At 67.3% G+C, this 13,965-nt stretch carries 11 protein-coding genes; 10 read left to right on the top strand and 1 reads right to left on the bottom strand.

Features of this window, described 5'->3' with window-relative positions:
- Position 1: 1 nt before the first annotated feature.
- The 4 genes from rfbC to AM586_RS09810 all read left to right on the top strand — a co-directional run bounded on the left by rfbC (position 2) and on the right by AM586_RS09810 (position 5,221).
- Complete coding sequence (gene rfbC, locus AM586_RS09825; protein WP_047825877.1) at positions 2-553, top strand: dTDP-4-dehydrorhamnose 3,5-epimerase; 552 nt, start codon at positions 2-4, stop codon at positions 551-553.
- A 113-nt stretch (positions 554-666) separates the two neighbouring features.
- The gene (flhB, locus tag AM586_RS09820) at positions 667-1,824 is read left to right on the top strand and encodes a flagellar biosynthesis protein FlhB (protein ID WP_047825876.1); all 1,158 of its coding nucleotides are present in this window, start codon (positions 667-669) and stop codon (positions 1,822-1,824) included.
- A gap of 21 nt (positions 1,825-1,845) precedes the next feature.
- Positions 1,846-3,984, top strand: coding sequence for a flagellar biosynthesis protein FlhA (flhA, locus tag AM586_RS09815; RefSeq protein WP_047825875.1), 2,139 nt, complete (start codon positions 1,846-1,848; stop codon positions 3,982-3,984).
- 67 nt (positions 3,985-4,051) lie between these two features.
- The gene (locus AM586_RS09810; protein ID WP_047825874.1) at positions 4,052-5,221 is read left to right on the top strand and encodes a glycosyltransferase; all 1,170 of its coding nucleotides are present in this window, start codon (positions 4,052-4,054) and stop codon (positions 5,219-5,221) included.
- Here AM586_RS09810 and AM586_RS09805 read toward each other — a convergent pair.
- Entirely contained in the window at positions 5,151-5,393 is a 243-nt protein-coding gene (locus AM586_RS09805) for a hypothetical protein (RefSeq protein ID WP_047825873.1), read from the bottom strand. The two genes, AM586_RS09810 and AM586_RS09805, sit on opposite strands and share 71 nt — an antisense overlap.
- Before the next feature lie 265 nt (positions 5,394-5,658).
- Here AM586_RS09805 and flhF point away from each other — a divergent pair, with 265 nt between their 5' ends.
- The 6 genes from flhF to AM586_RS09775 are packed head-to-tail and all read left to right on the top strand — an operon-like array spanning position 5,659 to position 13,957.
- Positions 5,659-7,167: a flagellar biosynthesis protein FlhF gene (flhF, locus tag AM586_RS09800; RefSeq protein WP_047825872.1), complete on the top strand. Its 1,509-nt coding sequence runs from the start codon at positions 5,659-5,661 to the stop codon at positions 7,165-7,167.
- Complete coding sequence (locus tag AM586_RS09795; protein WP_047825871.1) at positions 7,160-7,954, top strand: antiactivator of flagellar biosynthesis FleN protein; 795 nt, start codon at positions 7,160-7,162, stop codon at positions 7,952-7,954. The genes flhF and AM586_RS09795 overlap by 8 nt, the downstream gene beginning before the upstream one ends.
- Before the next feature lie 22 nt (positions 7,955-7,976).
- Positions 7,977-8,696, top strand: coding sequence for an RNA polymerase sigma factor FliA (locus AM586_RS09790; protein WP_047825870.1), 720 nt, complete (start codon positions 7,977-7,979; stop codon positions 8,694-8,696).
- Positions 8,687-9,430 (top strand): flagellar motor protein, encoded by a 744-nt coding sequence (locus AM586_RS09785; protein ID WP_047825869.1) that lies wholly within the window; start codon positions 8,687-8,689, stop codon positions 9,428-9,430. Before AM586_RS09790 ends, AM586_RS09785 begins: the two co-directional genes overlap by 10 nt.
- 12 nt (positions 9,431-9,442) lie before the next feature.
- Positions 9,443-10,189, top strand: a complete 747-nt coding sequence (gene motD / locus AM586_RS09780; RefSeq protein WP_047825868.1) for a flagellar motor protein MotD — start codon at positions 9,443-9,445, stop codon at positions 10,187-10,189.
- A gap of 42 nt (positions 10,190-10,231) precedes the next feature.
- The gene (locus tag AM586_RS09775) at positions 10,232-13,957 is read left to right on the top strand and encodes a CheR family methyltransferase (protein WP_052234084.1); all 3,726 of its coding nucleotides are present in this window, start codon (positions 10,232-10,234) and stop codon (positions 13,955-13,957) included.
- The last annotated feature ends 8 nt before the right edge of the window (positions 13,958-13,965 follow it).

Here is a 13,965-nt window from a genome sequence, read left to right as displayed (position 1 = left end):
CATGCCTTTTACCGTCACACCCACCGCGATCCCCGATGTGCTGCTGCTGGAGCCCAAGGTCTTCGGCGACGAGCGCGGCTACTTCTTCGAAAGCTATAACGCGCGCGACTTCCAGGAAGCGACCGGATTGCAGGTCGAGTTCGTCCAGGATAACCACAGCATGTCGGCGAAGGGTGTGTTGCGCGGCCTGCATTACCAGATCCAGCATCCCCAGGGAAAGCTGTTGCGGGCGGTGCAGGGCAGCGTGTTCGACGTCGCCGTCGACCTGCGCAAATCCTCGCCCACTTTCGGGCGCTGGGTCGGTGCGCTGCTCAGCGCGGACAACCGCAGGCAACTATGGGTTCCACCTGGCTTTGCCCATGGCTTCCTGACCCTGAGCGACACGGCGGAAGTCCTCTACAAGACGACCGATTACTGGTATCCGGAGCATGAACGGAGCTTGTTGTGGAAGGATCCGTCGATCGGTATCGAATGGCCGGTGGAGGGGGAGCCGCGGCTGGCGGTAAAGGATGTTGCTGCTGCTGGGCTGGGGGCGGTTGAGCTGTTCGACTGAGGGAAAAGACCCTGATTTCCCCTCCTGTTTGGTATATAGCTTCACGGCAACATCTGGAATAATCCTACCCTGAGCAAAAGTAGGTAGCGCAGCCGGCGCAACAGGGGCAGGAAATGGCAGAAAGCAGCAACGCAGAAAAGACAGAACCAGCGTCACCCAAACGCTTGAGACAGGCGCGCGAAAACGGCGACATTCCCCGTTCGCGCGAAGTCGCCACGTTCACTGTCCTGATGACCGCGGGCGCGGGCCTGTGGATGCTGGGCGGCGGCGTCATCAACAAGCTGTCCACCACGCTGGAGCGCGGCCTGTCGCTCGACCGTGAGCAGATCTACAACCCGGCCGTCCTGATCGAGCGCATCACCGCCGACATCGGCGGCGTGATGCTGGCCTGCCTGCCGCTGGCGATCGCGATCATGCTGGTCGCCGTGGTGTCGCCGCTGCTGATCGGCGGCTGGAATTTCAGCGCCAAATCCTTTACGCCGAATTTCGCCAAGCTCAATCCGCTGAACGGGCTGGGCAATATGGTCTCGAGCAATGCGCTGATCGAATTGCTGAAGGCGGTTGCGAAGACCCTGCTGGTCGGCGCCGTCGCCTGGTATGTGGTGATGAGCGAGAAGGATGCCGTGATCGGCCTGGCGGTCGAGCCGCTGGGCGTCGCCGTGGCGCACCTGGGCAGCCTGGTCGCCAGGGCCTTCCTGGTCATGGTCGGCTCGCTGGGCGCCATCGCCATACTGGACGGTCCGTACCAAAAATGGCACTACGCCAACAAGCTCAAGATGACGCGCCAGGAAGTCATCCAGGAATCCAAGGAATCGGACGGCAACCCGCAGATCAAGGGCAAGATCCGCCAGCTGCAGCGCGAGATGGCGAAGAAGCGCATGATGAGCAACGTCCCGACCGCCGACGTGGTCGTGACCAACCCGACCCACTTCGCGGTGGCGCTGAAGTACGCCGACGGCCAGAAGGGCGCGCCGCGCGTGGTGGCCAAGGGTACCGACGAAGTCGCGGCCAAGATCCGCGAGATCGCGAAGGAAAACAAGGTCGCGCTGCTGGAGGCGCCGGCCCTGGCCCGTGCGCTGTACAAGCACACCGACATCGACGACGAGATCCCGGAAGCGCTGTACTCGGCCGTGGCCGAAGTGCTGGCCTACGTCTACCAGCTGCGCGCCTACACCAAGGGCAGCAGCGACCACTATCCGGACCGCCCGAGCAAGCTGCCGGTGCCGCCGGAAATGGACCCGTTCAACCCGGCGTCCCAGCAAAAACATTAAGCGTAATCGAGGAATCAAGCAATGAACGGTTTCACACTGCCGGGCTGGGCCAAGGCGATCGCGGGACGCGGCAACGCGCTGGCGGCGCCGATCCTGATCATCATGCTGCTGGCGATGATGATCCTGCCGCTGCCGGCATTCGCGCTCGACCTGTTCTTCAGCTTTAACATCGCGATGTCCGTCATCGTGCTGCTGACCGCGCTGTACACGGTCAAGCCGCTCGACTTCATGGCCTTCCCGGCCGTGCTGCTGGTCACCACCATGCTGCGCCTGGCGCTGAACGTGGCTTCGACCCGCGTGGTGCTGACCGAAGGCCATACCGGCGGCGCGGCGGCCGGCAAGGTCATCGAAGCCTTCGGCCACTTCCTTATCGGCGGCAACTACACCGTCGGCCTAGTGGTGTTCATCATCCTGACCATCATCAACTTCATGGTCGTGACCAAGGGCGCCGGCCGTATCGCCGAGGTGGGCGCGCGCTTCGCCCTGGACGCGATGCCGGGCAAGCAGATGGCGATCGACGCCGACCTGAACGCCGGCCTGATCGGCGAGCAGGAAGCCAAGGCGCGCCGCTCGGAAGTGGCGATGGAAGCCGAGTTCTATGGCGCGATGGACGGTGCCTCGAAGTACGTGCACGGCGATGCCGTGGCCGGCATCCTGGTTACCCTGATCAACGTGATCGGCGGCCTGATCGTCGGCATGCTGCAGCACGACATGGCCTTCAGCGACGCGATCAAGAACTACACGCTGCTGGCCATCGGTGACGGCCTGGTCGCGCAGATTCCTTCGCTAGTGATCTCGATCGCGGCCGGTATGGTGGTCTCGCGCGTGGCCAGCGACAAGGACGTCGGCGCGCAGGTCATCGGCCAGCTGTTCTCGCGCCCGATCGTCATGTACATCACCGGCGGCATCATCGGCGGCATGGGCTTGATCCCGGGCATGCCGAACCTGGTGTTCCTGCTGTTGGGCAGCGCCCTGTTCGGCACCGGCTGGATGCTGGAGAAGCGCAACAAGAACGCGCCGCCGGCCGGTTCGTCGGCCGCGGCGGGCGCTGGCGGCCAGGCCGGTGGGGCAGGGGGCGCCGCAGGGGCGGCGGCTGCCGCCACCACGCCGGCCGAGCAGGAAGAGGCGACCTGGCAGGACGTCATGCCGGTCGACACCCTGGGCCTGGAAGTGGGCTACCGCCTGATTCCGCTGGTCGACAAGGGCCAGAACGGCGAACTGCTCAAGCGCATCAAGGGCATCCGCAAGAAGTTCGCCCAGGAAGTCGGCTTCCTGGCGCCGCCGGTGCACATCCGCGACAACCTCGAGCTCAAGCCATCGAGCTACCGCATCACGCTCAAGGGCGTGGAAGTGGGCAGCGGCGAGTCGATGAACGGCCAGTTCCTGGCGATCAACCCGGGCATGGCCAGCGGCACGCTGCCGGGCCTGGTGACCACCGATCCGGCCTTCGGGCTGCCGGCGATCTGGATCGACGCCGGCCTGAAGGACGAGGCGCAGAGCATGGGTTACACCGTGGTCGACGCCGGCACCGTGATCGCGACCCACCTGAACCACCTGATCACCACCCACGCCTCGGAACTGCTGGGCCGCATGGAAGTGCAGGCGCTGCTGGACCACCTGGCGAAGGACGCCCCGAAGCTGGTCGAGGACCTGGTGCCGAAGGTCGTGCCGCTGTCGACGCTGCAGAAAGTGCTGCAGAACCTGCTGCAGGAAGGCGTGCACATCCGCGACATGCGCACCATCATCGAGACCCTGTCCGAACATGGCGGCGCAACCCAGGATCCGAACGACTTGACGGCGCTGGTGCGTATCGCCCTCGGCCGCGCCATCGTGCAGCAACTGTTCCCGGGCACTAACGAGCTGTCGGTGATGACCCTGGACAACCGCCTTGAGCGCCTGCTGGTCCAGGCCCTGAACGCCGGCGGCGACGGCACCGGCATCGAGCCGGGCCTGGCCGACACCATCGTCCAGCAGGCCGCCAATGCGGCCCAGCAGCAGGAAGCGATGGGTTTGACGCCGGTGCTGCTGGTGCCGGGGCCGCTGCGCACGCTGCTGTCGCGCTTCCTGCGCCGCGCGCTGCCGCAGCTGAAGGTACTGGCGCATTCGGAAATCCCGGAAACCAAGACTATCCGCGTCACCAGCCTGGTGGGCACAGCCTAACAGGAAAATTAACAATGTTGATTTGTGCTAACATTTCCTCCGTTATCAGCGGAGGAAGTGAACGTCAATGCCGGAATTCCTGTTGTTGCAGCTCGGGTGGGCAGCCTTCGCCATCGGCATCGTCGTCAGCGCATGTATCGTCTTTTCGCAAAAATGGCATGGCAGCCTGTCGCACGACCATGACCTGAGCGGCGTGCAGAAAGTGCACACCGTGGCGGCCCCGCGGATCGGCGGCCTCGCGGTCGTCGCCGGCATTTTGCTGGGCTTCCTCCTCGTCCGGCAGTTGCAGCCGGCGGCGCTGCATGTTTTCCATGTGCGCGACATTTTTCTCCTGCTGGCGGCAAGCCTGCCGGCCTTCGGCGCCGGCATCGTCGAGGACATGACCAAGCGCGTGTCCGTCAAGACGCGCCTCGCCGCAACCGCGCTGAGCGCCGTGATCGCCAGCGCCGTGCTCGGTGCGACGCTCAGGAAGCTGGACCTGTGGGGCGTGGATGCGCTGCTCCTCGTCGCACCGGTCGCCGTGTTCCTGACGGCCATCGCCGTGGCCGGCGGTTCGAACGCGATCAACATCATCGACGGCTTCAACGGCCTGTCCGGCAGCACCATCGTGATCATGGCGGCGGGCCTGTCGGCGGTCGCGCTGCAGAACGGGGATGTGTTCGTGGCCTCGCTGGGCGTGCTGTGCATCGGCGCCACGCTCGGCTTCCTGGCCCTGAACTATCCCTTCGGCAAGCTCTTTCTCGGCGACGGCGGCGCCTATTTCCTCGGCTTCTGGGTGTCGGAGATGGCGGTGCTGCTGCTGGTCCGCCACCCGGCAGTGAGCCCCTGGCAAGTGCTGGCCATCTGCGCCTATCCGGTCATCGAAGTCCTGTTCAGCATTTACCGCCGCGGGATGATCCAGAAAGTCAGTCCCGGCGCCCCCGATGCGCTGCACCTGCATACGCTGGTATTCCGCCGCTTCGTCCCGCGGCATGTGGACCGGGATGCGCGCCGGCCGTGGAAGCGCAACGCGGGCGTCGCCTGCGTGATCGTGCCGGCGGTCGCGGCGTGCGTGGCGGGCAGCGTGGCCGCAGGCGCCTCGGCGCTGCTGAGCGCCGCCATCGTTGCGGTGCAGGTGGCGGTGTACGTGGCCGTGTATGGCCGGCTGGTGCGGGGACGCTGGCCTCTCAGCCGGTCCGCTTCTTTGATAGCTGCAGATTCTCGAACCAGATCGCCAGCTGGAACAGCAGACCGGTAACGAACAGGAAGTCGGCGGCCTTGCCGACCTGCGCCGCCGCAGCGACGAGGCCGCCGATCATGAGCACGGTCCGCAGGCCGGGAATGCTATGGTCGAGCGCTTCGCAAAGCCGTGCGGCAAGGGCTTTCGTACCCAGCTTGCTGGTTTCGCGTTTCGGTCGTTTGCTTGTCATGTCCGGCCCCCTCGATACTGTTGTCGAGTCTACCACGAGCGTGGGCGATGGCGTTACATTTGGACACAATTCTTGTTCAATTAATTACATGCGGCTATGAGCCGGGAAAAGTGCTCGTTTGAAATAGGTGCTTTTCCCCATCCTTTTCCTCCGATGGTTTCCTGACGGCATCGTCAATAATCCTATCCGTGAATGGGGCACTGTGCCCGCCGTACCGATAGCGACCGATAGACGAAACACCTGCCTGCAAGAGCGGAGACAAACGATGAACGTGAAGAAATTTACTGCCCCGACTTCCCGTGAGGCCCTGCGCAAGGTGCGCGATGCCCTGGGTCCGGACGCGGTCATCCTGTCGAACCGCCCGGTGGATGGCGTGGTCGAGATCCTGGCGCTGGACAACGAGGACGTCGCTTCGCTGGCGTCGCCGGCGCCGGAGTCGGAAATGGCGGCCCCGCGCCCGAACCTGCAGCACCTGGACGAGGGGCTGGCGCAGCCGGCCGCCGCGCCGGCAGCCCGCGCGCTGCACGCGGCCGGGGCACCGCGTCCCTACGACGCGCCGGCCGCACGCTCCTTCGAGGCCCCGGCCGAGCCGCTTGCATCGGCGGAGCGGCCGCGCGCGCCGATGTCGCGCCCGGCCATGCCGTCCTTCCAGGACCTCGACGAGCCGCAGGCCTTCGCCAGCCCGCAGACCTATGCCAACCGCCGCGCCCAGCCGGAAGCGGCCGCCTTCGACATGGCCGCGATGACCGCCATGATGTCGGCCGCGATTGCCCAGGCGAAGGAGTCGGCCGCCAGCGCCGCCGCCGCCGAGATGCAGGGCATGATGAGCGAGCTGCGCGCGATGCGCGGCATGATGGAATCGCAGCTGTCCGAACTGTCCTGGGGCACGACCCAGCAGCGCGAGCCGCAGAAGGCCGCCGTGCTGCGCGACATGCTGGCGGCCGGCTTTTCGGCCAGCCTGTCGCGCTATCTGGTCGACAAGCTCCCGGCCGGCAAGGACGCCGCCGAATCCATGCGCTGGATCAGGACTGTCCTGGCGCGCAATATCACCACCATGTCGGATGAAGATGCCATCCTCGACCGCGGCGGCGTGTTCGCCCTGGTCGGCCCGACCGGCGTCGGCAAGACCACCACCACCGCCAAGCTAGCCGCGCGCTGCGTGATGCGCCATGGCCCGGAAAAGCTGGCCCTGATCACCACCGACGCCTACCGTATCGGCGGCCACGAACAGCTGCGCATCTACGGCAAGATCCTGGGCGTGATGGTGCATTCGGTGAAGGACGAGGCCGACCTGCGGATCGCCCTGAAGGAACTGCGCAACAAGCACACCGTGCTGATCGACACCATCGGCATGTCGCAGCGCGACCAGATGGTGACGGAGCAGGTGGCGATGCTGACCGACAGCGGCGCCAACGTGCAGCGCCTGCTGTGCCTGAACGCGACCTCGACCAACGAGACCCTGAACGAAGTGGTGCGCGCCTACCAGGGCACCGGCCTGGCCGGCTGCATCATGACCAAGCTGGACGAAGCGGCGTCGATCGGCAATGTGCTGGACGTGCTGGTGCGCCAGAAGCTGAACCTGTACTACATCTCGAACGGCCAGCGCGTGCCGGAAGACCTGCACCTGGCCGACCGCGCCATGCTGATCGACCGCGCCTTCCGCAACAAGAAGGAAGCAGCCGCCCAGTACAGCGACGCCGACCTGCCGCTGATGATGTCCGGCCTGGGCAACCTGAACAACGACCGTTCGCTGCGCGAGGTGTACCTTGGCTAGTTTTGATTTCGACCAGGCCGAGGGCCTGCGCCGGATGCTGGCCGGCCCCAAGCCGCGCATCGTGACTTTCCTCTCGGCGAGCTCGCAGGACGACAAGGGCGCCATGCTGATCAACCTCGGCGCCTCGCTGGCGCAGAGCGGCAACGACGTGCTGATCGTCGACGCCTGCGAGCGCGACTACGGCGTGGCCCAGCGCCTGGGCGTGGACCGCGGTCCGGGCCTGCTGCAGGTGGCGCGCCAGGAGTGTGCGCTGAACCAGGTGATCCATCCGGCGCCGCAGGGTTTTTCGGTGGTGAAGATGGATGCCGGCCGCACGGGCGACGAAACGCGCCGCCTGGCGAAGGCCTTCGACGTGCTGGTCAAGCAGTCGGCCGGCAGCATCGTCATCGTCGACGGCGAGTTCAGCGAAGAGGGCGGCTTCCCGGTGCCGATCATGGCCTCGTCCGAGATCGTGGTCCAGGTGTCGACCGGCGCGACTTCGATCACGAACGCCTACGCGCTGATCAAGCGCCTGTCCCTGCATCTGGGCCGCCGTCCCTTCGGCATCCTTGTCACGGGCGCTACCGAGGCCGAGGCCAAGGTGGTATACGATAATATGTCATCGGCAGCAACTCGTTACTTGGCGGTAACGCTGAGTTCCATGGGTTCGGTGCCGGCCGACGAGTACCTGCACCGCGCCGCGCGCCTTGGCCGCGCCGTGGTCGACGCCTTCCCGCTGGCGGGGGCCTCGGTGGCGTTCCGCCGGCTGGCGGGACGTTTTGCGGCTGGCATGGGCCGCGCGGCATAAGCGAACACGAACAAACAGAAAAATGTACACGGTCAAAGGGAAAGCGGACAAGAATAATTTACTGACGGAGCATATGCCGTTGGTGAAGCGTCTCGCCCACCAGATGAAGGCGAAGCTGCCGCCGTCCGTCGAAGTCGATGACCTGGTACAGGCAGGCATGATCGGCCTGCTCGATGCGATTCAACGCTACGAGGAAAACCACGGCGCCCAGTTCGAGACCTATGCGGTGCTGCGGATCCGCGGCGCCATGCTCGACGAGCTGCGCAGCAGCGACTGGATGCCGCGCTCGACCCGCCAGAACATGCGCAAGGTGGAGCAGGCGATGGCCGCGCTGCAGCAGCAGCTGGGCCGCCCGCCCAGCGAGTCCGAGGTGGCGAAATCGCTCAAGCTGTCGCTGGCCGACTACCAGGACATGCTGGGCGATTCCGGCGGCCACCAGCTGGTCTATTACGAAGATTTCCACGACGAGGACGGCAACGACAGCTGGCTCGACCGCTATGCCGTCGACGAGGACGACCCGCTGCGCGCGCTGATGGAAACCGATTTCCGCCAGGCCGTGATCGACGCCATCGACGCCTTGCCGCCGCGCGAAAAACTGCTGATGGGCCTGTATTACGAGGAAGAGCTGAACCTGAAGGAGATCGGCGCGGTGATGGGCGTGTCCGAATCGCGCGTCTCGCAGCTGCACAGCCAGGCCGTGGCGCGCCTGCGTTCCTACCTGCGGGAGCGCGCGTGGACATAGCCAGCCTGCTCGGGCTGCTGCTGGCCATTGCCGGCATCGTCATCGGCCACACCCTCGACGGCGGCAAATTCTCTTCCCTGGTGCAGCCGGCCGCCTTCGCGATCGTGGTGGTCGGCACCTTCGGCGCCGTGCTGCTGCAGACGAAGAAATCCGCCTTCATCCGCGGGGTGCGCATGGTGCGCTGGGTGTTCGCGCCGCCGCCCGACCGCCGCCAGGACCTGGCGCGCGAAATCCACCTGTGGAGCCTGTCGGCGCGCCGCGACGGCCTGCTGTCGCTGGAACAGTACATGGCGAAAGCCGATCCCTTCATCCAGAAGGGCCTGCGCCTGGTGGTCGACGGCATCCAGCCCGACAAGCTGCGCAGCCTGCTCGAAACCGAGATCAACGCCTACGAGATGCGCGAGCGCCAGGCCGCCCGCATCTGGGAATCGGCGGCCGGCTATGCGCCGACGGTCGGTATCCTCGGCGCCGTGCTGGGCCTGATCCACGTGATGGAAAACCTGAGCGACCCGTCGCGCCTGGGCGCCGGCATCGCGGTCGCCTTCGTCTCCACGGTGTATGGCGTGGGCCTGGCCAACCTGCTGTTCTACCCGATCGGGAACAAGCTGAAAAGCATCGTCGCCGAGCGCGTGATGCAGTACGAGATCCTCACCGACGTGTTCCACGATATCGCCACCGGCGACTACACCCGGGTACTCGAGGAACGCATCGCCTGCCTGACGGCGCATCACTGAGGCCGGCCCGACATGGCGCGCCGCAAGCACTTTGTCGAAGACAGCGAGAACCACGAGCGCTGGCTGATCTCCTACGCCGACTTCATCACCCTGCTGTTCGCCTTCTTCGTGGTGATGTATGCGGTCTCGGTGGTCAACGTCGGCAAGTACAAGGTGCTGTCGGATGCGCTCGGCGACGCCTTCGGCCGGCACGGCGCGGCCAGCACGGTCAACCCCTCGGCTTCGCTGGCCAGCCCCGATGCGCTGCCGCTGTCGAACATCGTCGCGCACCGGCGGCTCGAGGCGGCCAAGCGCGACCGCGAACGCCTGGACCTGCTGGCCCGCAAACTCAACAGCGTGCTGGCGCCGCTGGTCAACAGCGGGAAGGTCCGCATCATCCAGACCGGGCGCGGCATCACCGTCGAGATCAACGCCAGCGTGCTGTTCGACGAGGGCGACGCCGCCCTGGTCGGCAATGCGCGCGAGACCCTGCGGACCGTGGCCGGCCTGCTGAAGGACGATCCGCACGCGATCGAGGTCGAAGGGCATACCGACACCACCCCGATCAGCAACGCCGCCTTTCCCTCGAACTGGGAACTGTCGGCGGTGCGCGCCAGCACCGTGGTGCGGCTGTTCGTCGAGAGCGGCGTCGGCGAAAGCCGCCTGGCCGCGGTCGGGCGCGGCGCCAACCAGCCGCTCGCCTCGAACGCCGACCCGGTCGGACGCGCACGCAACCGGCGCGTGGCGGTCACCATCCTGTCGGGCTCGGGCAGCGACTGAGCTGTGCGCCCGATACCATGCCGCTTGCGTTAATGTCACGGCATGGAGATCGAAAAGCGGCCCGGCCGCGTGCCCTTTCCGGTGGTCGGCATCGGCGCCTCGGCGGGCGGCTATCCGGCCCTGATGACGCTGCTGCAGAACATGCCGCCCAGCCCCGGCATGGCGCTGGTGGTCATCCTGCACCTGGCCGCGGACGAGCCGAGCAACGCCGACCGCCTGCTGCAGAGCGCGACCGACATGCCGGTGGTGCAGGTCACCCACACCATGCCGGTGCTGCCCGACAAGGTCTACGTGATCCCGCCCGACCGCAGCCTCGGCATGCGCGACGGCGAGCTGGTGCTCGACCGCCTGGACCGCAGCGGCGGCCGCGTGGTCGCGATCGACATCTTCCTGCACACGCTGGCCGAGGCGCACCGCGAGTATGCGATCGGCATCGTGCTGTCCGGGATGGGCTCGGACGGCACCGCCGGCCTGGGCCGCATCAAGGAGATGGGCGGCGTGACCATCGTGCAGCTGCCGGGCGACGCAGAACACGGCAGCATGCCGCGCTCGGCCATCGAATCCGGCATGGCCGATTTCGTGCTGAAGGCGGACCAGATGCCGCACAAGCTGGTCGAACTGCGCGACACCATGCTGGCGATCCGCCGCAAGGCCAGCGCCGGCACCCGGCTCGACGGCGTGCCGCTCGACCTGGGGCCGCGTCCCGAGGTGGCCCTGCGCGACGTGCTGGCCGTGCTGCATGAGCGCACCGGCCACGATTTCACGCACTACCGGCGACCGACCGTGCTGCGCCGGCTGGAGCGGCGCCTGCAGGTGCGCGCCGCGCCCGACCTGGCCGGCTATTACCAGCTGCTGCGGAAGGATTCGGCCGAAGCGCACGCGCTGCTGAAGGACCTCCTGATCGGCGTGACCAGCTTCTACCGCGACCGCGAGGCCTTCGAGGCGCTCGACCGGGTGGCGCTGCCGGACCTGTTCCAGACCGGCCGCGCGCCGCTGCGCGCCTGGGTGGCCGCCTGTTCGACCGGCGAGGAAGCCTACACGGTCGCCATGCTGCTGGCGGGCCAGGCCGCGCACGGCGACGAGGACCGCCAGTGGCAGCTGTTCGCCTCCGACATCGACGAGCATGCGATCGAGGTGGCGCGCGCCGGCCTGTATCCGGCATCGATCACCGAATCCGTGCCCGCGCCGCAGCTGGAGCGCTGGTTCACCCGCGAGGGCGAGCAATACAAGGTGCGCAAGAGCCTGCGCGACCATGTCCTGTTCGCCCGCCACAACCTGCTGCAGGAGCCGGCCTTCTCGCGCCTCGACCTGATCAGCTGCCGCAACTTCCTGATCTACCTGAACCGCGAGATGCACCGCCATCTGCTGCAGCAGTTCCACTTCGCGCTGAACCCCGGCGGCTACCTGATGCTGGGCAGCGCCGAGTCGGTGGAGGCGGCCACCGACCTGTTCGTGCCGGTCGACGCGGCGCAGAAGATCTACCGGGCCCGGCATGTCGCGCGGGTCGTCCACGCACCGGCCGTGCCGGCGCCGCGCCGTGCAGCGGCCACGCCGGCCATGGCAACCGGTCCCCAGCCCGCCGCGCCGCCAGCCGGTCCGGAACCGGCGGCCTCCGCGATGCGGCGCGGGCGCCTGTTTTCCTTCGCCGATATCCACCTGCACAAGGCGGCCGAGCTGGCCCCGCCCAGCGTCCTGCTGGATGCGGAAGGGGACATCCTGCACATCTCCGAGCAGGCCGTGGACTTCCTGCGCCAGGCCGGCGGCGAGCCGACCCGCGAACTGGCCCGGCTGCTGCCGCCGGAGCTGCAGCTGGCCTTGCGGGTCGCCCTGTTCCAGGCCCGTCAGACGGGACGCCAGGCCGCCACCGGCGCACTGCGCTGCGAGCGAGCGGGGAAAGCGTGCACGGTGGACTTGCAGGTGCTGCCCTTCCAGGATCCGCATGCCGAAGGCGGCCTGGTGCTGGTCCGCTTCGTCGAGCTGCCGGACGCCGCGCCGCAGGCGGCGCCGGCATCGCCGCAGGACCAGGCGATGCTGCGCCAGCTCGACGAGGAGCTGCACCGGACCCGCCGGCAGCTGCGCGAGACCATCGAGCAGGCCGAGACGGCCGGCAAGGAGATGCGCCTCTACAGCGAGGAAATGCAGACCACGGTCGAGGAGCTGCGCAGCTCCGCGGCGGAGCTGGAGCGCAGCCGCGCCAGCCTGCTGTCGGCCAACCAGGAACTGAGCGCCTCCAATAGCGAGCTGCAGCGCCGCGCCACGGAAACCGCCAAGGCCCACGACGACCTGGTCAACCTGGTCGCATCGAGCGACGTCGCCACCATCTTCCTCGACCGCGAGATGCGCATCCTGCGCTACACGCCGCGCGTCGCCGGGTTCTTCAACGTGATCCCGGCGGACCTCGGGCGGCCGCTGCACCACATCACCACCCGGCTCGACTATCCGCGCCTGGCCGAGGACGCGGCCGAGGTCTTCGTCACCCTGCAGGCAATGGAGCGCGAGGTGCGCAGCAAGGACGGGCGCGACTACATCGTGCGCGTGCATCCCTACCGCACCATCGAGCACCGCATCGACGGCGCGGTGATGACCTTCTTCGACATCACCGGCCGCCGCGCCGCCGAGGAGGCGCTGCGCAAGAGCGAGGAACGGTTCCGCCTGTTCGTCACGGCCAGCTCGGACGTGCTGTACCGGATGAGCGCCGACTGGCGCCAGATGCGCAGCCTGGAAGGCAGGGACTTCCTGGCCACCACCGGCACGCCCAGCGACGGCTGGCTCGATACCTATATCCCCGTCGACGAGCGTCCCAGGGTGCAGGCCGAGATCGCACGCGCCATCGCCGGGCGCCGCCCCTTCGAATGCGAGCACCGCGTGATCGGCAAGGATGGCGCCATTGCCTGGACGTTTTCGCGCGCGATCCCGCTGCTCGACGCCGGTGGCGGCATCGTCGAATGGTTCGGGGCGGTGGTCGACATCACCCGCCGCAAGCGCGACGAGGAACTGCTGCGCGAAAGCGAGGCCCGGCTGCACACGATGTTCGAGAGCCTGCCGGTCGGAGTCGGGGTCTACAGCGCCGCCGGGACGGCCCTGATGGCGAACCGGATCATGCATCGCTACCTGCCGACCGGCCTCATGCCCTCGCGCGATCGCGACCGCGGCCCGCGCTGGCGCGCCTGGCGCGCGGACGGGAGCCCGGTCGCCTTCGAGGATTTTCCCGGCGCACGTGCGATGCGCGGCGAGCGGGTGGTGCCCGGCATCGAGATGCTGTACCGCCAGGACGACGGCCGCGAGACCTGGACCCAGGTCGCTTCCGCGCCGGTCAGCGACGACCAGGGCGGCGCCACCGGCGAGCTGACGGTGGTCGTGATGGACATCGATGACCTGAAGCGCACCGAGGAGGCGCTGCGCGAGAACGAGACCCGCCTGCGCGAGCTGCTCGGCGACCTGGCGCTGGCCGTGTGGGAAACCGATGCCGAGGGCAGGGTCGTGACCGACTCGCCGAGCTGGCGCAACGTCACCGGCCAGCGTGTCGAGGAATGGATGGGCGAGGGCTGGCTCGATGCGCTCCACCCAGACGACCGTCCCGTGGTCATGCGGGAATGGAAGAACGCGGTGGCGCGGCGCGGCCCGATCGACATCGGCTACCGCCTGCGTATCCCGGGCGGCGGCTGGCGACGCTGCCGGGGCCGCGCCTTCCCCCTGTTTAATATCGACGGTACGGTACGCAAGTGGGTCGGGGTGAACGTGGCCGGAGACAGCGATGAACAGACTTAGACGAACCA

It is taken from the genome of Massilia sp. WG5 (genome assembly GCF_001412595.2).
Taxonomy (GTDB): Bacteria; Pseudomonadota; Gammaproteobacteria; order Burkholderiales; family Burkholderiaceae_D; genus Telluria.
The sequence above is the reverse complement of the archived record's forward strand: the minus strand, read 5'-3'. Positions and strand labels throughout refer to the sequence as shown.

Bases quoted from the DNA above. Each gene is read 5' to 3' on its own strand.
- rfbC (WP_047825877.1), top strand. From the start codon at position 2: ATGCCTTTTACCGTCACACCCACCGCGATCCCCGATGTGCTGCTGCTG.
- flhB (WP_047825876.1), top strand. From the start codon at position 667: ATGGCAGAAAGCAGCAACGCAGAAAAGACAGAACCAGCGTCACCCAAA.
- flhA (WP_047825875.1), top strand. From the start codon at position 1,846: ATGAACGGTTTCACACTGCCGGGCTGGGCCAAGGCGATCGCGGGACGC.
- AM586_RS09810 (WP_047825874.1), top strand. From the start codon at position 4,052: ATGCCGGAATTCCTGTTGTTGCAGCTCGGGTGGGCAGCCTTCGCCATC.
- AM586_RS09805 (WP_047825873.1), bottom strand. From the start codon at position 5,393: ATGACAAGCAAACGACCGAAACGCGAAACCAGCAAGCTGGGTACGAAA.
- flhF (WP_047825872.1), top strand. From the start codon at position 5,659: ATGAACGTGAAGAAATTTACTGCCCCGACTTCCCGTGAGGCCCTGCGC.
- AM586_RS09790 (WP_047825870.1), top strand. From the start codon at position 7,977: ATGTACACGGTCAAAGGGAAAGCGGACAAGAATAATTTACTGACGGAG.
- motD (WP_047825868.1), top strand. From the start codon at position 9,443: ATGGCGCGCCGCAAGCACTTTGTCGAAGACAGCGAGAACCACGAGCGC.
- AM586_RS09775 (WP_052234084.1), top strand. From the start codon at position 10,232: ATGGAGATCGAAAAGCGGCCCGGCCGCGTGCCCTTTCCGGTGGTCGGC.